The sequence below is a fragment of the Paenibacillus sp. ALE3 genome (assembly GCF_054113405.1).
This window is the reverse complement of sequence record NZ_CM134214.1, coordinates 5,475,444-5,496,291: the sequence shown is the minus strand read 5'-3', so window position 1 is coordinate 5,496,291 and position 20,848 is coordinate 5,475,444. Positions and strand designations below refer to the sequence as shown.

The 20,848-nt window shown below is 42.7% G+C and carries 22 protein-coding genes; 15 read left to right on the top strand and 7 right to left on the bottom strand.

All coding sequences use genetic code 11. The annotated features are described in order from the left end of the window. Positions 1-52 precede the first annotated feature (52 nt). The 6 genes from ACXHJ2_RS24710 (at position 53) to ACXHJ2_RS24685 (ending at position 4,008) form a co-directional block, all read left to right on the top strand. Positions 53-1,591 (top strand): FAD-dependent oxidoreductase, encoded by a 1,539-nt coding sequence (locus ACXHJ2_RS24710; RefSeq protein ID WP_165082130.1) that lies wholly within the window; start codon positions 53-55, stop codon positions 1,589-1,591. 73 nt (positions 1,592-1,664) lie between these two features. After that, the gene (locus tag ACXHJ2_RS24705) at positions 1,665-1,916 is read left to right on the top strand and encodes a hypothetical protein (RefSeq protein ID WP_016822564.1); all 252 of its coding nucleotides are present in this window, start codon (positions 1,665-1,667) and stop codon (positions 1,914-1,916) included. Positions 1,917-1,956: 40 nt separating this feature from the next. After that, complete coding sequence (locus ACXHJ2_RS24700) at positions 1,957-2,337, top strand: spore coat protein (protein ID WP_090889294.1); 381 nt, start codon at positions 1,957-1,959, stop codon at positions 2,335-2,337. Continuing rightward, positions 2,334-3,470: a zinc-dependent alcohol dehydrogenase gene (locus ACXHJ2_RS24695; protein ID WP_107733684.1), complete on the top strand. Its 1,137-nt coding sequence runs from the start codon at positions 2,334-2,336 to the stop codon at positions 3,468-3,470. The genes ACXHJ2_RS24700 and ACXHJ2_RS24695 overlap by 4 nt, the downstream gene beginning before the upstream one ends. Before the next feature lie 29 nt (positions 3,471-3,499). After that, positions 3,500-3,712: a hypothetical protein gene (locus ACXHJ2_RS24690; RefSeq protein ID WP_025366193.1), complete on the top strand. Its 213-nt coding sequence runs from the start codon at positions 3,500-3,502 to the stop codon at positions 3,710-3,712. After that, positions 3,709-4,008, top strand: coding sequence for a spore coat protein (locus ACXHJ2_RS24685; RefSeq protein WP_016822558.1), 300 nt, complete (start codon positions 3,709-3,711; stop codon positions 4,006-4,008). Before ACXHJ2_RS24690 ends, ACXHJ2_RS24685 begins: the two co-directional genes overlap by 4 nt. 115 nt (positions 4,009-4,123) lie before the next feature. Here ACXHJ2_RS24685 and ACXHJ2_RS24680 read toward each other — a convergent pair whose 3' ends face one another. Further along, entirely contained in the window at positions 4,124-5,110 is a 987-nt protein-coding gene (locus tag ACXHJ2_RS24680) for an aldo/keto reductase (RefSeq protein ID WP_165082132.1), read from the bottom strand. A gap of 235 nt (positions 5,111-5,345) precedes the next feature. On the opposite strand from ACXHJ2_RS24680, the gene ACXHJ2_RS24675 reads away from it, so the two are divergent. Beyond that, positions 5,346-6,053 (top strand): phosphodiester glycosidase family protein, encoded by a 708-nt coding sequence (locus ACXHJ2_RS24675; protein WP_174821028.1) that lies wholly within the window; start codon positions 5,346-5,348, stop codon positions 6,051-6,053. A gap of 48 nt (positions 6,054-6,101) precedes the next feature. Here the strand turns inward: ACXHJ2_RS24675 and ACXHJ2_RS24670 are convergent, their stop codons facing one another. Next, positions 6,102-6,593, bottom strand: coding sequence for a hypothetical protein (locus tag ACXHJ2_RS24670; RefSeq protein ID WP_090889118.1), 492 nt, complete (start codon positions 6,591-6,593; stop codon positions 6,102-6,104). A gap of 119 nt (positions 6,594-6,712) precedes the next feature. Between ACXHJ2_RS24670 and ACXHJ2_RS24665 the strand changes: the two genes are divergently transcribed. Continuing rightward, a complete protein-coding gene (locus ACXHJ2_RS24665; RefSeq protein ID WP_165082134.1) occupies positions 6,713-7,897 on the top strand; it encodes an RCC1 domain-containing protein in 1,185 nt (394 codons plus the stop codon). Positions 7,898-8,065: 168 nt separating this feature from the next. Here the strand turns inward: ACXHJ2_RS24665 and ACXHJ2_RS24660 are convergent, their stop codons facing one another. Beyond that, positions 8,066-8,695, bottom strand: a complete 630-nt coding sequence (locus tag ACXHJ2_RS24660) for a YfbR-like 5'-deoxynucleotidase (protein WP_025675722.1) — start codon at positions 8,693-8,695, stop codon at positions 8,066-8,068. 167 nt (positions 8,696-8,862) lie between these two features. Here ACXHJ2_RS24660 and ACXHJ2_RS24655 point away from each other — a divergent pair, with 167 nt between their 5' ends. The 5 genes from ACXHJ2_RS24655 to ACXHJ2_RS24635 all read left to right on the top strand — a co-directional run bounded on the left by ACXHJ2_RS24655 (position 8,863) and on the right by ACXHJ2_RS24635 (position 13,934). Continuing rightward, on the top strand, positions 8,863-9,558 hold the full coding sequence (locus ACXHJ2_RS24655) for a response regulator transcription factor (RefSeq protein ID WP_013373798.1): 696 nt from the start codon (positions 8,863-8,865) through the stop codon (positions 9,556-9,558). Beyond that, positions 9,551-10,555, top strand: coding sequence for a sensor histidine kinase (locus tag ACXHJ2_RS24650; protein WP_165082136.1), 1,005 nt, complete (start codon positions 9,551-9,553; stop codon positions 10,553-10,555). Before ACXHJ2_RS24655 ends, ACXHJ2_RS24650 begins: the two co-directional genes overlap by 8 nt. Positions 10,556-10,657: 102 nt before the next feature. Beyond that, entirely contained in the window at positions 10,658-11,419 is a 762-nt protein-coding gene (locus ACXHJ2_RS24645; RefSeq protein WP_013373800.1) for an ABC transporter ATP-binding protein, read from the top strand. After that, positions 11,409-13,349 carry an ABC transporter permease gene (locus ACXHJ2_RS24640; protein WP_165082138.1) on the top strand — a complete coding sequence of 647 codons (1,941 nt, stop codon included), beginning with the start codon at positions 11,409-11,411 and terminating at the stop codon, positions 13,347-13,349. The genes ACXHJ2_RS24645 and ACXHJ2_RS24640 overlap by 11 nt, the downstream gene beginning before the upstream one ends. Positions 13,350-13,538: 189 nt before the next feature. Next, positions 13,539-13,934, top strand: a complete 396-nt coding sequence (locus ACXHJ2_RS24635; RefSeq protein ID WP_013373802.1) for a hypothetical protein — start codon at positions 13,539-13,541, stop codon at positions 13,932-13,934. 84 nt (positions 13,935-14,018) lie between these two features. Here ACXHJ2_RS24635 and ACXHJ2_RS24630 read toward each other — a convergent pair whose 3' ends face one another. The 4 genes from ACXHJ2_RS24630 to ACXHJ2_RS24615 form a co-directional block, all read right to left on the bottom strand. Then, positions 14,019-14,993, bottom strand: a complete 975-nt coding sequence (locus ACXHJ2_RS24630) for an aldo/keto reductase family protein (RefSeq protein WP_165082140.1) — start codon at positions 14,991-14,993, stop codon at positions 14,019-14,021. Positions 14,994-15,160: 167 nt separating this feature from the next. Further along, a complete protein-coding gene (locus ACXHJ2_RS24625) occupies positions 15,161-16,123 on the bottom strand; it encodes a radical SAM protein (RefSeq protein WP_165082142.1) in 963 nt (320 codons plus the stop codon). 206 nt (positions 16,124-16,329) lie between these two features. Then, positions 16,330-17,544, bottom strand: a complete 1,215-nt coding sequence (locus ACXHJ2_RS24620) for a spr1629 family repressor/antitoxin (protein WP_165082144.1) — start codon at positions 17,542-17,544, stop codon at positions 16,330-16,332. A gap of 40 nt (positions 17,545-17,584) precedes the next feature. Then, positions 17,585-18,328 (bottom strand): spr1630 family ClpXP-sensitive toxin, encoded by a 744-nt coding sequence (locus ACXHJ2_RS24615; RefSeq protein ID WP_064962866.1) that lies wholly within the window; start codon positions 18,326-18,328, stop codon positions 17,585-17,587. A 371-nt stretch (positions 18,329-18,699) separates the two neighbouring features. Between ACXHJ2_RS24615 and ACXHJ2_RS24610 the strand changes: the two genes are divergently transcribed. Continuing rightward, positions 18,700-19,176, top strand: a complete 477-nt coding sequence (locus ACXHJ2_RS24610; RefSeq protein WP_013373806.1) for a DsrE/DsrF/DrsH-like family protein — start codon at positions 18,700-18,702, stop codon at positions 19,174-19,176. Between the two features lie 135 nt (positions 19,177-19,311). Then, positions 19,312-20,820: an aminotransferase class V-fold PLP-dependent enzyme gene (locus ACXHJ2_RS24605; RefSeq protein ID WP_165082146.1), complete on the top strand. Its 1,509-nt coding sequence runs from the start codon at positions 19,312-19,314 to the stop codon at positions 20,818-20,820. The last annotated feature ends 28 nt before the right edge of the window (positions 20,821-20,848 follow it).

Here is a 20,848-nt window from a genome sequence, read left to right as displayed (position 1 = left end):
TACAATGATAACAATGTATACAATAATTGTAGTCAAAGGGGTGCTTGTGAAAATGAAACAAGATGAAAATCATGTCGCCTTTCCGCAATTTCCAGAATCGTATTGGTTAGCTTCAACTGACATCCCCAGTTTTCCCAAGCTCAGTGAAGATATTCAGGTGGATGTTGCTATTGTAGGTGCGGGGATCACTGGTATTACCACTGCTTATTTACTGTCCAAAAAAGGACTAAACGTCGCAGTCGTCGACGCAGGGCGGATACTTCATGGAACGACAGGCCATACGACCGCCAAAATTACCGCACAGCATGATTTGATCTACAGCGAGTTTCTTTCACATTTTGGCAAGGAGAAAACCCGGCTCTATTACGAAGCCAACCGTGATGCTCTTGAATTCATCAGACAAACGGTAGAAGAGTATCATATTGATTGTCAATTTACAAAAGAAGATGCCTATGTTTATACAAGTTCAGATACACATGTGGAAAAAATATCCGATGAATATAAAGCTTACAAGGAACTTGGCATCCCGGGAAGTTATGTCGAACAAACACCTCTGCCTTTCTCAACTAAAGCAGCTATTATGATGGAAAACCAGGCTCAGTTTAATCCGGTTCCTTTCTTAAGGTATTTGGCAAATCAAGTCATTCGGCAAGGCGGGAAAATCTATGAACAGACTACCGTTGTGGGTGTGGATAAAGGAAACCCTGCCATCATTAAAACAAGCGACGGGCATAAAATTACCTGCAACCATGTCGTATCCTCCTCTCATTTTCCGTTTAATGATCCCAATAGTCTTTATTTTGCGCGATTGCATGCCGAACGTTCTTATGTACTAGCGGTCAAGACGGACAAAACCTATCCGGGTGGTATGTACCTAAGTGCAGAAACCCCCAAACGTTCGCTTCGATCTGTACTAATAAACGATGAACCGATGGTCATCGTCGGTGGCGAAGGCCACAAAACGGGTCAAGGAATCTGCACATTTCAATACTATGAAGCCTTAGAAAAGTTCGCAGAGCAAACATTTGGATTAAAGGAAATCGTCTATCGCTGGTCGGCCCAGGACCTGTATTCGTTAGACAAGCTCCCTTATATCGGGCAGGAATTAGCCGATGTTCCTAACATCCTCTTGGCTACGGGTTATAGAAAATGGGGGATGACCACAAGTGTCGCAGCGGCTTTATTAAATACGAATCTGATTACCAGAAAGGAAAGCCCGTATCAGGATCTTTTCTCCCCTTCAAGATTTCATGCGGACCCCGACATTAAAACATTTGTGACACAAAATGCGAATGTAGCTAAACACTTGATTGCCGGGAAGCTGGGAATCAGCCACAAAAAAGCCGAAGAACTCCAGCAAGACGAAGGGGCAGTCATTCGGCTGAATGGCAAAAGGGCAGGCGCTTACCGAGATTTACAGGGGACACTGCACCTAGTGGACACAACGTGCACCCATATGGGCTGCGAAGTTGACTGGAACGAGGCGGAAAGAACATGGGATTGCCCATGTCATGGCTCTCGCTTTTCATATCAAGGCGAAGTAATTGAGGGACCCGCTAAAAAAGCACTTGGCAAGGTTGAAGCCGAATAGAACGATCCTTTCGGAATAAACCTAGTTATGCTGGACAACATACCTTCGAGAATCATAAAAGAAAGGTGATCCTATGATAAGCCAACAGCCTACATTAGCGGCGCATGAGTCCCTAGAGATCCATGAAGTGCTTAACTTCAAAACGTTATGTTTAGCCAAGTCCAAATTAATGCAGGGCTTAGTATTCGATCAAGAGCTAAAGGATTTAATGGAAAAAGATGTTCAGCAATCTATTCAGGCTATTGCTGATTTGCAAGCAATCTACGCTAAAGCACCGTTTCAAGCACCTGTTCCTGACTCCCGTCCAACACCAATTTTAAATTGAGGTGAATGATGTGACACCTAGCCAGACCCAGTCCGCCAAAATGGATTATGTGGACCCAAAAAACTCATTAAATATGCCCGAAATGGCAGACACGACACTTGCAATGGATTTTCTGGTTCGCGTCAAGGAAGGGGTTCGGAACACAGCAGTAGCTTTAACAGAAACCGTCTCTACCGATGCCAGAACCCTATTGCGCCATCAACTGCATCAAGGTATCGCGCTTCATCAGGAAATTACTGAACTGATGGTACGAAAAAAATGGTTTCATCCCTATGATTTGCAAAAGCAATATCAATTGGATCAACTGTCAGCCAATAAGACGGTGGACATTAGCAAGATGAAACTGTTCCCAGACGATACCACACGCAAAGGTATGTTTGACCGCACGCCGGACGAACATATTGGAGGGAAGCAGGCATGAAGGCAGTGACCTACCAAGGTATCAAAAATGTTGTCGTTAAAGACGTTCCGGACCCACGTATTCAAAAAGCCGATGATGCGATTGTCAGACTGACAACAACCGCTATTTGCGGTTCAGATCTGCATCTCATTCATGGAATGATTCCGAATCTACAAGAGAATTATGTAATTGGGCATGAGCCGATGGGGGTTGTAGAAGAAGTCGGCAGCGGCGTGACTAACTTGAAAAAGGGAGATCGCGTGATCATTCCGTTCAACATCGCGTGTGGTGAATGCTTTTACTGTAAAAACCAATTGGAAAGCCAATGTGATCATTCGAATGAAAATGGAGAGATGGGCGGTTTTTTTGGCTATTCCGGAACAACCGGTGGATATCCAGGTGGACAAGCTGAATATTTACGTGTGCCTTTTGCCAACTTCACTCATTTCAAAATTCCGGAGAGTTGCGAACATTCTGATGAGAAGCTTTGCCTGATTGCTGATGCTATGACTACTGCATTTTGGAGCGTCGATAATGCCGGAGTGAAGGCTGGGGATACTGTCATTGTTATTGGCTGTGGACCAGTAGGTCTATTAGCGCAAAAATTCGCCTGGTTCAAAGGGGCAAAACGAGTCATTGCGGCAGACTATCTGGATTATCGTCTGCAACACGCAAAGCGCACCAATCATGTGGAGATCGTGAATGTGGAATCGCAAGAAAACGTCGGCAACTATCTGAAGGAGATGACCAAAGGAGGCGCAGACGTAGTTATTGACTGCTCCGGCATGAGCGGCAAAATGTCTCCGCTGGAATCCTTGGCTTCAGGTCTTAAACTTCACGGTGGAGCTTTGGGAGGCTTAGTCATAGCTACACAGGCTGTCCGCAAAGGCGGCACCATTCAAGTTACCGGGGTATACGGCGGTCGATATAACGGTTTTCCGATGGGAGACATTTTTCAGCGAAATGTTAATTTACGAACTGGACAGGCCCCCGTTATTCACTATATGCCTTACATGTATGAGCTGATAGATACGGGTAAGGTTGACCCTGGCGACGTTGTCACACACGTCATTCCACTAAGCGATGCCAAGCGCGGATATGAAATTTTCGATACCAGACAAGACAATTGCATCAAAGTTGTACTTAAACCTTAACTATATATTGGACTGGAGGCAAATGTTATATGGTGTATGGCCTGCACGAAACACTTGAAGTCCATGAATTGTCAGCATTCAAAACAGTGTGTCTTACTAAATCTAAAACAATGCAAGCATTGATCTCAGATCCGGCCCTCAAAGCTATTTTGCAAAAGGACGTTGACCTAACAACACGACAATTGCAAGAGCTGAGTAATGTTTTAAATCAAGCCTCGTCATCACAGGAGGTGGAGCAATGAATATACTCTTGGAGTATTTGACCGGACTCAATACGTTAACCGACCAAGTGATTGCTGCTGATTTTTTAAACACCGCCAAAAGCGGTGTGAGAAATTACGCTATGGCCGTAACGGAAGCGGGAACTCCAGAAATTAAAGCTATGCTTACAAAACAACTGGATGAAGCTATCGATATGCATGAGCAAATTTCAACGTACATGATCGAACGTGGCTGGTATCACCCCTGGAACGTAAAAGAGCAGCTGTCGGTGGATCTGCAAAATATCAATACTGCATTGCAAGCTCCTGTTTTGTAAAAGGATGCCTTCGGCATTATACGAAGCACGTTCCTGCTTATATATAAAGTCCTTAAGCCGTCTTTCACGCCGATTCGTGTTAAAGACGGCTTAAGGGGTTATCTCGTGATTCTTATTATTCCGCTTGCCAATTTGGCATCCGCTCTGCCGGGTAACGAAGGCCGGCTGCCATTCCTTTAGGGATGATGGCGTTAATCGTCTCCATTTCTTCTGCGGACAAGCCCACATCAACTGCTCCTGCATTTTCCTCTAAATACGTGACCCGTTTGGTGCCGGGGATTGGTACAATTCCCTCTTGTGCAAGTAGCCAGGCCAAAGCAAGCTGAGAAGGCTTGACTCCTTTTTGAGCCGCAAGATCCTTAACATGCTGCACGAGATCCAGATTCTTTTGGAAATTCTCAGGCTGAAAACGCGGCACCGTGCGACGGAAATCATCTTCTGCGAAATCATCAAACTTCTGAATTTGCCCGCTCAAAAATCCGCGTCCCAGTGGACTGTAGGCCACAAATTCGATGCCCAGCTCCTTACATGTCGGTATCACTTCATCTTCTGCTTCCCGGCTCCATAAGGAGTATTCTGTCTGCAACGCTGTAATCGGGTGTACCTTATGAGCACGTCTGATCAGTGCAGGAGACGCTTCAGATAGCCCCAGATAGCGGACTTTTCCCGCTTGGACCAGATCACTCATCGCCCCTACTGTCTCTTCAATAGGCACATTCGGATCGACCCGGTGCTGGTAGTACAAATCAATCACATCTACACCCAATCTTTGCAAGCTGCGATCACATGCCTGTTTTACATATTCAGGACGGCCACTAACACCCAGGAATCCCCCATCCTCTCCGCGCATAATGGAGAATTTGGTAGCCAACACCACCTCATCCCGGTGGCTCCGCAGGATTTGGCTGATCAGTTTTTCATTTTTCCCCACACCGTAGGTGTCGGCAGTATCCCAAAAGTTGATCCCCAGCTCTAACGCACGATGAAGTGTTTTGATCGATTCCTGATCATTCAACTCACCATAAAACTCAGACATCCCCATGCAGCCCAGCCCTAGAGCAGATACTTGAAGGTCGCTGTTACCCAGTTGTTTCTTTCTCAATTCTATCACTCCTAAATTGTCAGAATAGTTACGTATTTCCTAATCACCACGTTACACCCCGTATGTTACTACTTAAAGTTAACTTTAAGTCAAGTGGTGTCGTATATGATGTTCAAATTTTTTTTAAAAAATTTGATTTCAGGGTTGTAAAAGGCTGCTGTAAATTTCCTATATATATGAGAAACGAATTATCGCGCGAGATTCTGTTTCAAAATCATCTAATTGGAGGTTTCCCATGCCAGCAAACTACTCTTACACCAAAACGTCTGATGGTTTCCATGTGATCATTACGCCAGCCTCGAATATTCAAAATAAAAATATTCGAAGCCGGATCACACAGCAAACCGACTACGGGATTAATGGGGGCTTCTTTTACCCTATCAGCACTACAACGCCGCCGACTCAAGGTTTATCCATTGCGGTGACACCTAATAATACTCACGATATTAAGGCAAATGCCAAAGAGAATAGTCGGGGTACTGCATTTATTTTTACGGAAAGCAACAAAACAAAAATAGGGATTACCCGTACTTCAAGTGTGACGGATCTCAAAAAACAAATGGGAACGGCAATTAAGTACAAATCCATTATTAGCGGCGGTAGTCTATCACTGAAAAATGAGGAAGATGTATGGCTCAAGGAGCTGAAAGAGATTGAAAATTTCGACTTGAACGGAACCCTGCGATACACCGAATCCATCGGACGGACAGGCTTGGGCTTCAAAGTTGTCAATAACATTTGGCAGGTCTATCTGGTTGTTCATGAAAATGCAACACTGAAACAACTTCGCAACTATTTTATCAAGCAGGATTGTTTCGAAGCCATTCTTCTGGATGGTGGAGGCTCGTCCGGCATTCAGGTCAAAAATTCTGCAGGCACTATGGTCAAATATGAGCAAACACGTTATATCTACAACATGGTAAAACTCATTAATATCACCTAAGCCTTATGACGTGCTTTCATAGGTGTAAGGAGGCCCTACCGGCCTCCTCTACAAATCATCCAATACGGTAATTTCCAATGCCAGGAAAACAGGTGTTGCAGGGTACACGTAGGAGATTTCAATGGATTGCCCTGCCTGTAATTTTGCTGGACGGATTAATTGCCTCCGCTGACCATCCATCTGCTTATAAATATGTGTATCTGGAACGGATATATAGACCGATTGAATAGGCTTCTCCGTTGGATCGTCACTTTGGGGTAGTTCTTGAGCAAATTGAACTGGCTGTTCAAATCGGATCAAGTAGTTCATGCTGGGAGCGGCCAATGGTTGCTCGATTTCTTTATCCATTTTTTCGATGCTTTTAATTTTAGCACGCCCCGTATACACCATTGTGCTTTCTAGGCGCTCTAGATCAAAAATGGATTGAACCACCACTTCATTTTTATGAGGTTGTTTAACTGGCGGCGCCGATTCGGTTTTAGCGCATGCGGACAATGATGTTGCCATAAGTAAGACAAGGACAGAAACTCTTTTTTTCATCAGTGATCCTCCCTAATCTGGTTTATCATTTGCGAATTACTAATAAGACGTAACAGGAACAATTTGGTTGCTTTCATCATGTATTCATCCATTACTATTTCGAAAGGTGTGTAGTTTATATGTTAAAAAAACTCGCTCTAACCGCTCTTGCCGCATCAACACTTCTAGTGGGGAGCTCCATTACGGCAAGCGCCGATTCTACCGTGAATTACGACCATTTGCTTTCAGCAGGGACCACTAACGCTTACTTGGCTATGGAAGATGGATCTTCATTTTACGCAACGGGAAGTAACGGCAATGGCAAGCTCGGCGTGGGCGCTGGCGGAGGGAATAATAAAACAAGCCCGATACAAGCAGATGTATCTGACATCGCTATGATTGATGCTGGTGATTTGCACTCAACCTTGCTCAAAAAAGACGGAACGATCTGGTCTTGGGGGTTTGCAAGTTACGGCGAACTAGGAACGGGGAACAAGCGGGATACGGCAAAAGTCCCTGTTAAAAACAAATATATTGATAATGTTAAGGAAGTGAGAGCAGGAGGTCAATTTACACTTGCCCTCAAAAATGACGGTACGGTGTGGGCTTATGGAGAAAACAACTTTGGGCAACTGGGCATTGGCACCAAAGGAGTTTCCGCCTTTTCCGTTAAGCCTGTCCAGGTACAAGGCTTAGAAGATATTGTAGCCATTGACGCTGGTGACAGTTTTGGCGCAGCTCTAGACAAAAATAATCAGTTATGGGTATGGGGGCGTGGTTATGATGGCGCTCTGGGACAGGACGATAAAGAAAACCAGCTTACCCCTGTTCAATACCGAATTGATGATATCAAAACCTTTACCGCTGGAGCTGACCGTATTTATGTATTAACGAACAGCGGGGAAGTATACGCTTCGGGTAGCAATACTTCTGGTAAGCTGGGGGATGGAACCTCTACCTTTAGAAGATCACCTGTATTGATCAACATTTCCGACGTAAATAGACTGAAGGCAGGCAAAACCCAAACTTTCGCGCTGAAAAATGACGGAACTCTTTGGGGTTGGGGAACTAATAATGAAGGACAGGTAGGTGACGGGACCGATGTATTTTCTGTTAAAGTCCCATCCCAAGTTGTAGATGACACAAACACGCCACTAACCGATGTAGTAGCATTCAGTGCAGCAGGAACCCACTCCCATGCTTTGACAGCCGATGGGACGGTCTGGTCCTGGGGATTTAATAGAAATGGTGAACTGGGAATTGGCAATACCAAGCAACAAAATGCAGCCACTAAAACCAACTTCCCGAATCCATTTTCAAAATAAGCATAGCTCTTCCGTGCTTCTCAATCTAAAAGAAGCCAAAGTAGCAGTTCAATCAACTGCTGCTTTGGCTCTTTAATTTTACTTAGGAGCTGCTTATTACAAATAAGCCTATGATTATGTATGAACAGAAGCGCTTCACAGCCTCTGAAAGATAGTAAGGAAATTCTTTTACAGAGCTAAAGCCTCTTCCGTAATCTTTTTGATATCAATGGATGAAGGCGTTTCTTCCTTTACCATATCTGGTAGGATATTTTCCAAAAAATATTCAACGCATTTCAATTTAATATTTTTGATTTTTACAAGCGCATTGCGATACATCACGATAAATTCTTTTTCCGTATTTCCCCGCTGAAGCTCGGCAAATGCTTCATACACCTGATCCATTTTATCCGCTACTTCTAAAATTAAACCTTCAACAGAATCATCTTTACCTTCTCTTAGCTGTTTGCGGAAAATCGCTTTAAAATCCTCGGGAATATTCTCTTCAATAAAATACTCAATCATACCTTCTTCGACCTGCTGGATTAATAGCCGGAGTTCCTTGGAGGAATGCTTAACAGGCGTCTTAATGTCTCCAATAAAAATCTCCCCATAATCGTGACTGCTGGTAATCTCGTATAGCTTTTTCCAGTCAATGCAGACACCGTTTCTCTCTTCAATATCAGCTAGCGTTTTGGCATATTGTACTACTTTCCAGGAATGAGCCGATACACTATGTTCCTCAAATTTAAACTTGCCCGGACAACGGATAATTCTTTCCAACTCATTTAGCGATCGAAAATAGGTGTGAATCCCCATCCATGCATCCATCCTTTTAACGGTATGAGATTGTAGATATAAACCAACTATAAACCTCAACTATTAACAGCAGATTATCGCAATATCAAGTTGATTCAACCCCATATAGCACATAAACAAATTTTGCTATACACTTTATATAAAAAAATTAAAAAGTGGTGAAATCGTTGTTTAAAATCTTGCTGATTGAAGATGATGAAACTTTGTTCCATGAAATAAAGGACAGGTTAACTCAATGGGCCTATGATGTGTACGGTATACAGGATTTTAGTAAAGTCATTCAAGAATTCACAACGATAAAGCCTGATCTGGTCGTGATTGATATTCAATTGCCGAAATTTGATGGTTTTCATTGGTGTCGAATGATTCGATCCCACTCTAACGTCCCGATCATCTTCTTATCATCGCGGGATCACCCTACGGATATGGTGATGTCGATGCAGCTTGGAGCGGATGATTTTATCCAAAAACCCTTCCATTTTGACGTACTGATTGCAAAAATACAGGCCACACTTCGCCGTGTATACAATTACAATACAGAACCTGTTTCCCTGAAAACATGGCGTGGAGCGACGGTCGATTATGAAAAAAATGTAGTAGCCAATGAGGCTGGCTCCATCGAATTAACCAAGAACGAGATTTTTATTTTGAAGCTGCTGATTGAACAAAAAAATAAAATTGTCGCACGAGAGGAATTAATTAAAAGCCTCTGGGATGATGAACGTTTTGTCAGCGACAATACCCTGACCGTCAACTTGAACCGCCTGCGTAAAAAATTGGACGAGCTGGATTTGGGCCGTTTCATTGAAACGAAAGTGGGGCAAGGCTATATGGCTACAGAAGAGGCACCTGCCTATGATTAAAAAATATCTGAGGGAAAGGTTGAGCTGGATTCTACTGTTTGTGTGTCAGCAATTCCTGATCCTGTTCATCGCTTATGTGGATGCAGCAATTCCATTAATGCCGATCCTTTATATCGTCTTCTTATCTATGATGATTTTCCTGGTTTTTTTAATCATTCGCTATCTCAAGGAAACTAAATTCTATACCACATTAGAAGAATGGGAGAGCCCTCTAGAACTAACGGGTATAGGCCAACCGGAGAGTCCGTTTGAGCAAATCATTGAACAAAAAATCACTGACCAGACCGAACGGTTACAACAGATCATCTCGCAAAATCAACTGACACTTGAACATGAAAAAGATGAACTACTAACCTGGATTCATGAGGTAAAAACACCTTTAACCACCATGCATTTGATGATTGAGCGGTTGGACGACAAGTCCCTAAAAGCTCAGTTAACCTATGAATGGCTACGAATTCACTTACTGCTGGATCAACAGCTCCATCACAAACGCATATCTTTTATTGAAAATGATCTATATGTCGAGCAAGTGGATTTAAAATCTCTGGTTTTTAAAGAAATCAAAGCATTACAGTCATGGTGCATCCAAAAAGGGATCGGTTTTGACATCCGACTTGAGCAAATGGAAGTGCTAAGTGATGCCAAATGGCTGGCTTTTATCATCAGACAGCTCTTAACCAATGCCATCAAATATAGCGATGCCAGCGATATTATCATTCACAGCTATGAACAAAGGGATCGAATACAGCTTGAGGTCCAAGACTTTGGGCGCGGTATTGATCCGAAGGATATACCTCGTATTTTCGAGAAAGGTTTTACATCCACGACCCAACATTCTGATCATACTTCGACGGGCATGGGGTTATATTTAACGAAAAAGGCAGCGCAGTCCCTGCTCATACATATAGATGTGCACTCCAAACCGAACATGGGTACTACCTTCACTTTAATTTTCCCCAAACGAAATGATTTCGTAAGTATGCTGAGCATGTGACAGAGATGTCACATGCTTTTATATACTGTTCGCCCAATCAAAGGAAAATCATCGGCACGATTTTTATAATAAGGCTACAAGAACAATAAGGAGTGCATCGAAGTGAATATTTTAGAAGCCCATAAGATTCACAAAAGCTATGGTAATAAGCTAAATATGCAGGAGGTTTTGAAGGGAATAGATATCGTTATTGAAGAAGGTGAATTTGTCAGTATTATGGGAGCCTCCGGTTCAGGTAAAACCACACTGCTAAATGTCCTCTCCTCCATTGATAAAGTGAGCCACGGTTCCATTAAGATCAATGATATCGAAATGACGAAAATGAAAGAAAAGCAACTGGCTGAATTCCGCAAAAAGCATTTAGGCTTTATTTTTCAGGAGTATAATCTGCTGGATACGCTCACCGTGAAGGAAAACATCCTCTTGCCGCTATCTATCACCAAAACGCCTAAAAAAGAGGCTAACCGAAGATTTCAGGAAGTCGCTACAGAACTGGGGATTTATGAGCTCAAGGACAAATACCCCAATGAAATCTCAGGCGGGCAGAAACAGCGTACCTCTGCGGCTAGAGCGTTTATCCATGAGCCTACGATTATTTTTGCCGATGAACCTACGGGTGCGCTGGATTCGAAATCAGCTTCCGATCTATTAAACAAGCTGGGTCAGCTGAACCAAAAGCGCAAGGCAACCATTATTATGGTCACGCACGATCCGGTTGCAGCCAGCCATTGCAGTCGCGTTATTTTTATCAAGGATGGGCAAATGTACACGCAGCTTCATAAAGGCGTGCAGGAGAGACAAAGCTTCTTCCAGGATATCATGAAAACCCAAGCGGTCTTAGGCGGGGTTCAACATGAACATTAATCTACTCATTCTAAAAAATCTGAAAAAAAACCTGAGCAATTATTATCTCTATGTTTTTGCTCTCATTTTCAGTGTTGCGCTCTATTTCTCCTTCGTCACATTACAGTACGATCCCTCCATGGACGAAGTGAAGGGTTCTGTTAAAGGTGCAGCCTCCATACGGGCAGCTTCTGTTTTACTGGTCGCTATTGTCTGCATTTTCCTTATGTATGCTAATAATATTTTTATAAAAAGACGCAGTAAAGAAATTGGCTTATTTCAATTGATTGGAATGACTAAAAACAAAATTTTTCGCATTCTAAGTGCTGAAAACTTAATTTTATACTTCGGTTCGCTTTTCGTCGGAATAGGGGTTGGATTCTCCTTTTCCAAACTAGTGATCATGATCTTATTTAAGACGACGGGTGTCGAAGCCATTGCCACTCTATATTTCTCTAACCAAGCACTGACTCAAACACTCATCGTTTTTGTTGTCATCTACTTACTGATCATGATCATGAATTATTCTTTTATCAAAAGACAAAGTATTTTGTCTTTGTTCCGAGTGACCTCAACCACCGAAGGGAAAATCAAGAAAATAACGATCTTTGAGATGATCATCGGGATCATTGGCATCTCGCTTATCGCCTTAGGTTACTATGTTTCCTCCAGATTATTTGGTGGAGATTTTACATCCTTAAATGAACTATTTATGGCGATGGTGTTTATTTTGGGCTCTGTCATCATCGGAACATTTCTTTTTTATAAAGGATCCATCCGCTTTATTTCCAATATCATTAGAAAAAGCAAAGGCGGATATTTAAACATCCATGAGGTGCTGTCCCTCTCATCCATTATGTTCCGCATGAAATCCAATGCTTTGTTGTTAACCATTATTACGACAGTATCGGCACTTGCTATCGGTTTACTATCCTTAAGCTATATCGCCTATTATTCTGCGGATCAAGCAGCTGAGGACAATGTACCTTCCCATTTTGCCATGACGAATGTGCCGGATGCGGAGAAATTCAAAGCGTTACTTCATCAGCATGATATACAGTATCGTGAAAAGAAAATTGAAGTGATTCAAGTCAGTGTGAAGACAGCACAAATTATGGAGACTCCTATGGAACCATTAAATGATGGTACGGATTCCATGACACTGCCTGTCGTAAGCGACCAATCTGTGAAGGGTACGGATGTATCTCCAGGCCAAACGGTTTTAACGGGCTATAATGATATGTTACAGAAATTCATGTCCTTGAAAGACTTTGGACCCTTGGATTTGAAGGGAAAAACAGAAGTCATACCTCAACAATATGTGGGTCTAAAAAAGGATTATGTAATTCCTTACTATTTTGCAGCCGGGGGACTACCCACTGCCATTGTAGACGAAACCATCTTTGAGCGGTTAAAGAAAGATGTAAATCCAGAGATTCAAAAGAAGTCATCCTTGTATATTGGAATTGATATACTTAATGGAGCACAGATTGAAGAAGCTGATCGCCTCTTTGCAGCTGCGAATTTTAATGATCAACAATCATCTCGCCTTGAAATGAGCAGCAATCAGAAGAGAAATATGGGAGTGATCATGTTTGTTGTTGGCTTTTTGGGACTGACCTTTCTCATTACATCAGGCTGTATCCTTTATTTTAAGCAGATGGATGAGAGCGAAGACGAAAAGGCCAATTATACTGTATTGAGAAAGTTAGGCTTCACCCAAAGTGACCTGCTGCGAGGCATTAAAATAAAACAACTCTTTAACTTCGGCATTCCGTTAGTGATTGGCCTATCACACAGCTATTTCGCCGTCCAATCCGGCTGGTTCTTGTTTGGAACCGAAGTTTGGATGCCTATGATCATCGTAATGGTACTATACACTGCCCTATATTCCATTTTTGGAGTTCTATCCATTCTGTACTATAAAAAAGTCATTAAAGCAGCTTTATAATCAGTCATACGCCCAAAAGTCTCTGGCAAAAAAGTGCCCGGGGCTTTTCCAAATATTTGAGCATTTCCGTTCCTGCGTGTACAATAAAATAACTATCATCGTAGCCCCAAAGGGGGAGAGCCTATTTTATTATTACTCATCAATGGCATCGGCATTATAGCGAATATTATACTCGGTTCCTCTGTAGGGGTGGCTATTATCGTAGGAATCGTCTTTTTCCTGATCGGCTTCCCTGAGTTTAAAAAATCGCCCAAACTCACGAAAAAGGCTAAAAAAGATATCACTTATATTATGTCAACATTATTAACGCTTGTGATATTCGTAGTTATCGTTTCTTGGAATATTCATACTTCAGGTGACCTGTTTCTTGAAGGTCCGCTAACACCGCAGATGAAGCTTCACTGGGGGCAAAAGGTATTGATATTGGGGTTGGTGGAAGGTCTATGGGCTGTCATCAGTCTAAAATGGCTGTTGCCCATCTTTTTTGATCCGCTGGATCTCAGTAAGAAGCAAATCCTTGTTTTAGTGAGCGGGATTGCACTTAGTATGATTTCAGGCATCTATGCGATGCTTGAAGCAAGTTAAAAATCTCGCCCTTCTCTGTTAAGGAACAGGAAGAGCGAGACTTTGTTATTGATGGCTTCCCTCTAGAGAGGCTCATGTGAATGCTTAGCGCAAAGGCTCAAATCCCTCTGCTTGCTTCAGAATCTGCTCAATTTTCGCGCAGGTCTCCGGTTGCAAAGTCACCTCGACTGCCTTCACATTTTCTTCAATTTGTGTCGGTTTAGTAGCCCCAATCAGTGCAGCGCTGATCCCCGGTTCTCTCAGAATCCAGGCAAGCGCGAGTTGTGACAGGGTGATACCCAAGTCCTTCGCCAGCTGATCCAGCTCCTGAACGCAGTTGAGAACGGTATCGTTCATATAACTGCTGATGACATTATTGACAGAAGCATCAGCCCCGCGGCTACCCGTCGGTATAGGTTGTCCCGGTTTGTATTTACCCGTGAGGATGCCTTGGGCTAGAGGTGAAAATACAATTTGGCCGATGCCTACCTGCCCGGATACGGGAAGGACCTCATGCTCGATATAACGCTCGAACATATTATAGATCGGCTGATTGGCAATCAGCGGCCGCAGATTCAGCCTTTTTCCGATACCATAGGCATCCGTGAGCTGGGCGGCACTCCATTCACTGACCGCAGCATACAAGATCTTGCCTTGAGCCTGAAGATCATCTAGTGCCCGCAGTGTCTCTTCCAACGGAGTATCTGGATCATAACGATGGCAGAAGTACATGTCGATATAATCCGTGCCGAGCCGCTTCAAACTCGCCTCACATTGCTCCATAATATGCTTGCGTGACAGCCCTCTGTCATTGGGACCGGAATCCATAGGAAAGAACACCTTAGTAGAAAGCACATAGCTCTCTCTCCGATAAGGCTTCAATGCGGCTCCCATAGCCTTCTCGCCTTCTCCACGGTTATACGCGTTCGCGGTATCAAAGAAATTAATCCCAAGTTCAAAGGCCTTGGCAATACAGGTATGAGCTGCTTCCTGTTCGGCGGCCGTACCGTACGTTAACCAGCTCCCCAGTCCGATTTCACTAATTTTAAGACCGCTGTTGCCTACATTTCTATATCTCATATCTACTCCTTCTTTCATAAGAAGCTTGCATTTTTATATATCTTAACATGTAAACCCTTTCATTAAAACAAATAATAAAGGACTCGTGGAGTTACATGAAGAACATCTACCACCCTACTTGTTAGGGTAGTAGATGCTTATCGCCTCATCATCTCAAATCATATCTACTACATGCTTCCTTCAGGAAAAAGCGCATCAAATGCAGGACAAGGCAGTTTGTCGAGAAACTCCTGAAGCTGCTTGGGCTTATTTTTGTAAATATCCTTTAAGGACGTTCCGTTATAGATATTACCGATAACCACAGGATGACAAAGTTCACAGATCAGGATGTCCCCGTTCCCGTGTAGATGGAGCTGCTTCTTACCATCAACACAGTTGGAAAAGTATACCCCCGGTTGCTCCTTGAAGCCCAGCGCCTCAGCAAAACGGTCCATACAGGTAAAATACAACACAGTATCGTCTTTTTTATGCGCAATCAGGTCATGAACGGAACGGACAAGTGCTTCCTTGGTGGAGATCGCGTTCCAATTCGTATGATCCATCACGATGCTGTTTTGGATTTCATGGATGCGTACACCGAGTTCGTAAACCTTTTCACTGATCGCTGGCATGTTGTTCTGCGTCTCTTCAAATAACAATGTCTCCAGCACCGTTTCCAGCTTGGCTTCGGTACACAAACAGATATTTTGAACGATTTTCTCATACATACGAGGGTGAACATGATAATAGGCTGCATATTTATCGGCATCCGTGAAGTTAAAGGAGATATGAATATTGGAAAGCCCTGCGTCACGCAGTTTCTCAATTCGTTCAGGGCTAAGCAAGCTCGCATTGGTATTAAGCTGGGTTGCAATTCCCTTGCTCGAACAGTGAGCCACGATGTCCAGACAATCGTCATACTTTAAGGTTACTTCGCCCCCGGACAGTCGCACACGTTTTAACGTTGGAATGTCATCAATAATACCTATGACCTCTTTGCTGCTGATGCATTGTCCGTCGTTCCGCTGATATGCGCAGCAGTAATCACACTTGAAGTTGCAATTAGAGGTGACCCCGACTTCCAGTCCCTCCAGCTCGTAGATGCCCGGCTTTTCCAGTTCAAGTGCTTTATATTTGTTCTCTATACTCAATTTCTTATAATCCTCCCGATCTCAGGCTTGTGTCTTGAATTCCCTTGAGATTATACAGAATGAGAGGGGTTTGTAGATATGACATTGGTAACGGTGAAAATGGAGTTCCGACATTTTGAATTAATACAAAAAAGAAACCTGCATCTAAAAAAATAGGTTTCTCGACAGTCTTAAAAGCCTTAAATGTATGTTTTTTAAAATTATAGTTACACTTGCTTAGCTACATCTGAGATACGCTTGGATATATCCGTGACATTTTGCAGACCGAAATCAAGACTTTTCGCCAAATATTTATTAAAAAAATCAGGGACAATTCCGGTCATATGATAAAAGAATGATACTTCAGTTTTCCAATCATTCTCAACCATTTGATGAATGTTCACGACACCCTTTTTAGAAACAAGATCGATAATTGTTTTGATTTTCGTTGGTTTCTGAATCGGAATTAATTCATCGAGCGGTTCAATCTTCAAATAACCTTTTCGATGCAAAGCTGCGTAGAAGTTTCGATGATCTTTTGGTTTAAGATGTCCCAAATGGGCTGCCCTGTATCCCAACACTTGCAGTGAAGTTTTCCATTTTTTTTTCAAATCCAAGTAATTATCCGGATTTGTGATATGGGTCACATTTTGCATATCAAGTGTAAATTCATCTTCAGGTAACAAGAATGCTCCAGCAAACATATTCGCTTCATTCTCAATAATTTTGTGTTCTTTTCTATCTAAATTAGCAAATTCAAGACGATAATGAAGCAGTAGATGCCCCAGTTCATGTGCTATATCAAAATTTCTCCGAACAGCTGATCGTTTCATATTCCCTAATATGATATAAGGACGATCGTTTCGAGTCCAGAGACTATAAGCATCAGTCTCCTCACCCATTGCCTTCTCAAAGGCGAATACTCCACTTTTTTCGACTAGAAACATAAGATCGTCATTTGTATCTTGCGCTAGGCCTAGTCTTTTACGTGCCAAATGAGCAACTTTATCGATTTGAGTCGATCTATCGTCATCTGAATGGTTCAGATATTCGATAACTTCATCCCTTAAACTAATAATTTTGAGGGTAGGAAGGCTAATTCTGGCTGTAATATAGTTAATAAAAGCATCTAAATATTCAACATGCTTCGCTTCCGCCTGCGTCTTAGAGATAACATTCAAAACTTTTGAACGATAAGCGATGTTCATTACGTTTACGTTAGCAGGTGTCGTATTCCGTGCGAGCATGTCTTTAGTATAAAAATATTTGCTTTTCACCTTAAAAATCCGCTTTAGCTCATTCACAATTTGCATTTTAGGAGATGTATATGCATTCTCGTACTGCCAGACTGCTTGTTCTGTAACACCCAACATTTCAGAGAGCTGTTTTCTTGAATACCCATGCATGATCCGTAGATTGATCAAATTTTCACCTATGAACATGCTGCTCCCCCCTTATTTTGACTAACCCCGTCTTGTTTATCTAGTTGTGTTGCTCTTCTTCCAATATCCCGATATCGAAAGCTGCTGGGTCCATAATATCTTCATTCATTTCTGGCGCCACTACTTCGCGATCTTCTTCAGTTAAATCAGCTCCAGAAATAAGGCTTGAGAGGTCTTCTATCAGGTAAGCGATATTATCATTGGGATTGGGTAAATAATGCATTACTTCAGATATCTGATATGCCTCATCAAGTGCGTATGTGAGTATATGGAACTCATTATAGGATGATTTAAAGCTTTCGAGTTCATCTTTTACCTGGCTCTCTAAAATCAGAAAGGAAAGTTGTTCCGGTATTTCCCCTGTTTTCGAGGATTGCTGAGTAGAGGAAAACAATAAATCTTTGTTAATTTTTGAAAGTTCATGAAGATAGGTACGACGTGGACCTTTCCTCCCGTAATTGTTAGGTAGCTTTGCCTGTGAAAAGCATTGCTCATTGAAATAAGCCGCATTCTTAATAAGAAAAAGAATTTTAGAATCTCCGTGGATAAATTGGAGATAGTCCCACGTTAATCCAGCCTTCGATTTTTTATATGTAAAACCGTAATCAACGCACTCTTCTGCGATCTTACTTTCGATAAAGTTACCCTTGGTCCAGGCAAAAGCTGAACTGATCTTCATTTTTGCTTTTCGATCTTTACGATGCTCAATATAATCGCGGTATCCATCTACGATAGCATCAACAATCATTTTATTGTGTTTGGAATTAAATTTGAATTTATCCATATCCATATCCATCGCTCCGATTCATAGGTATGAAGAATACCTACATTTTAATCGAAATTCGAGCTTAAGGAAATGATTTTTTCTGTTTTTTTTAAAGTTTAACCTGTATATTGAACAAAACCTTTATAGTCATTTAGGATTGAAAACAATGTTGCCTTTAAATTATTCTCTTCCTGCCCTCAAATCATTCGTCTGTTGACGAGAAATGGGTACATTAATACTGGTTACTAGCAACTGGAATGGTTTTTTATAAAATACCAGTTTTCAATATTTACATCCCCTCTACAATTGTGATCAATATGTGAACTGGGCATAGTTCTCATTTCCAAATCCATACTGAATATATCTGTTGGTAATGGAGGCGGAAGATCGTGAACAAAAGGATGAATCTGCTTATGTTCAGCGGCGATTATGATAAGGCAATGGCTGGACTGATTTTGGCCAATACAGCTCGGGAGCTGGATGTCGAAGTTACGATGTTTTTTGCATTCTGGGGATTATCATTGGTTCGTGATCCCGATAAAATGACGCTTGAGGACAAGACCATTTACGAGAAACTTATGGATTTGATGACGCCCAAAGGACCTGAGGCCTTGCCGCTGTCCCATATGAATTTTAGCGGTCTGGGCAAGCTGATGCTGACGGAAATGCTGGAAGATAATGAGGCACCGAAGTTGATCCATTTCCTGAAGGGAGCCCGGAAGAAAAACGTCAAATTCTATGCCTGCAAGCTATCGGTGGATATTATGGGTTTTAAACCGGAAGAATTCATCCCTGAACTGGAAATTATCGAGGCCAAAACGTATCTAAAAGACGCCCTCGAGTCGGATATGCAGCTTTTTATCTAATATATACTCATGCCTTATCCTGCTATTGGATGAGGCTTTTTAATTTGACTAAATGATGACATTCGCCTAATTATTTTAACCTATCCTCGCCTACCTACGTACCCTAAGAAGACAGAACGACTTGGGAGGCGCCGTATGCTCATGGCTCGAATCGGAAGTAGTAACTGTAGGTATCAGCCTTCTAACGAGGCTCATTTCCAAAAGTATCGCGAAAATACAATCGGTTATCACCAGACCTTTGAATCTCCATATGGGCTTAAAAAGCTGATTTATGCGGATTGGGCAGCCAGCGGTCGTCTATATGGACCCATCGAGTCGAAAATAGCTAATGAATTAGGTCCATTTGTGGCGAACACGCATACGGAGTCTAATTTGACAGGAACTCTGATGACCCAAGCCTATGAAAAAGCAAAGCAAATCATTAAGAACCACGTTCATGCCAACGAACATGATATCATTCTATTCGCCGGGTCTGGGATGACAGGTGCGGTGAATAAGCTTCAGCGACTATTAGGATTAAAAATACATGAAAAATTAAAGCCTCTCTACCCCATCGCCGAAAAAGACCGCCCCGTTATTTTTGTTACACACATGGAGCATCATTCCAATCATATTTCCTGGGCAGAAACCATTGGAGACGTTGTGTGTCTCCCTCCGGGCCCCGGAGGAATGGTCGATCCAGCTCATCTCGAACGACTGCTGCATCAATTTCGGCATCGCCCGATCAAGATTGGCGCTTTTACCGCCTGCTCCAATGTTACAGGGTTCGAAGTGCCAATTCACCAACTATCCCGCAAAATGCATGAACATGGTGGCGTATGTTTCATTGATTTTTCGGCAAGCGCACCTTATGCGGAGATCGACATGCATCCTACAGATCCCCTTGAGAAACTGGACGGGATTGTATTTTCTCCTCACAAATTTCTTGGTGGCCCCGGCACAAGCGGCGTTCTCATTATGGATTCGCGGCTGTGTCTCCATTGTGCTCCCGATCAGCCCGGAGGCGGCACGGTAAGTTGGACCAATCCTTGGGGTGGATACGAGTATAAAAATAGTATTGAGGCCCGCGAGGATGGAGGCACTCCTCCTTTTCTACAGGCTGTTCGAACCGCGCTCTGTATTCAGTTGAAGGAACAAATGGGATACAACCGCATGTGGGAGCGTAAAAAGGAGCTGACCTCATTATTGCTAAAAGGCTTGAGCATCATACCAGGTCTACACATTTTGGGAGGGAGCAGCCAAGATCGGCTGGGAATCGTTTCTTTCGTTGTTGGTCATATTCACTATAACCTGATTGTAAAACTACTCAATGATCGATTTGGCATTCAGGCCCGGGGCGGCTGTTCATGTGCAGGCCCCTATGGACATTATTTGCTGGGCATCGACCAGCAAGCATCTAAGCAAATGACAGACCTGATTCATGCGGGAAACTTATCTCGAAAGCCGGGCTGGGTGCGTCTGTCGCTTCATCCCATGATGACCAATCAGGAAGTCTCCTATATTGTCTCTTCCATACGGGCTATCGTGGAAAACATAACAACCTGGCAAAAAGATTATACCTATCAACCGGAATCCAACGAGTGGCGATCTATGAATGAACATAACAAAATGGACATCAGCAAATGGTTCAACTTTAGCAATTAAGAGACTCTTGTCTGTTTCCTTCTTTCAA

What these genes read in the sequence shown, in the direction of transcription:
- ACXHJ2_RS24650 (WP_165082136.1), top strand. Translation starts at nt 9,551, where the DNA reads ATGATTAAAAAATATCTGAGGGAAAGGTTGAGCTGGATTCTACTGTTT.
- ACXHJ2_RS24630 (WP_165082140.1), bottom strand. Translation starts at nt 14,993, where the DNA reads ATGAGATATAGAAATGTAGGCAACAGCGGTCTTAAAATTAGTGAAATC.
- ACXHJ2_RS24670 (WP_090889118.1), bottom strand. Translation starts at nt 6,593, where the DNA reads ATGAAAAAAAGAGTTTCTGTCCTTGTCTTACTTATGGCAACATCATTG.
- ACXHJ2_RS24660 (WP_025675722.1), bottom strand. Translation starts at nt 8,695, where the DNA reads ATGGGGATTCACACCTATTTTCGATCGCTAAATGAGTTGGAAAGAATT.
- ACXHJ2_RS24605 (WP_165082146.1), top strand. Translation starts at nt 19,312, where the DNA reads ATGCTCATGGCTCGAATCGGAAGTAGTAACTGTAGGTATCAGCCTTCT.
- ACXHJ2_RS24700 (WP_090889294.1), top strand. Translation starts at nt 1,957, where the DNA reads ATGGATTATGTGGACCCAAAAAACTCATTAAATATGCCCGAAATGGCA.
- ACXHJ2_RS24665 (WP_165082134.1), top strand. Translation starts at nt 6,713, where the DNA reads ATGTTAAAAAAACTCGCTCTAACCGCTCTTGCCGCATCAACACTTCTA.
- ACXHJ2_RS24705 (WP_016822564.1), top strand. Translation starts at nt 1,665, where the DNA reads ATGATAAGCCAACAGCCTACATTAGCGGCGCATGAGTCCCTAGAGATC.
- ACXHJ2_RS24640 (WP_165082138.1), top strand. Translation starts at nt 11,409, where the DNA reads ATGAACATTAATCTACTCATTCTAAAAAATCTGAAAAAAAACCTGAGC.
- ACXHJ2_RS24710 (WP_165082130.1), top strand. Translation starts at nt 53, where the DNA reads ATGAAACAAGATGAAAATCATGTCGCCTTTCCGCAATTTCCAGAATCG.
- ACXHJ2_RS24615 (WP_064962866.1), bottom strand. Translation starts at nt 18,328, where the DNA reads ATGGATAAATTCAAATTTAATTCCAAACACAATAAAATGATTGTTGAT.
- ACXHJ2_RS24685 (WP_016822558.1), top strand. Translation starts at nt 3,709, where the DNA reads ATGAATATACTCTTGGAGTATTTGACCGGACTCAATACGTTAACCGAC.
- ACXHJ2_RS24695 (WP_107733684.1), top strand. Translation starts at nt 2,334, where the DNA reads ATGAAGGCAGTGACCTACCAAGGTATCAAAAATGTTGTCGTTAAAGAC.
- ACXHJ2_RS24690 (WP_025366193.1), top strand. Translation starts at nt 3,500, where the DNA reads ATGGTGTATGGCCTGCACGAAACACTTGAAGTCCATGAATTGTCAGCA.
- ACXHJ2_RS24620 (WP_165082144.1), bottom strand. Translation starts at nt 17,544, where the DNA reads ATGTTCATAGGTGAAAATTTGATCAATCTACGGATCATGCATGGGTAT.
- ACXHJ2_RS24675 (WP_174821028.1), top strand. Translation starts at nt 5,346, where the DNA reads ATGCCAGCAAACTACTCTTACACCAAAACGTCTGATGGTTTCCATGTG.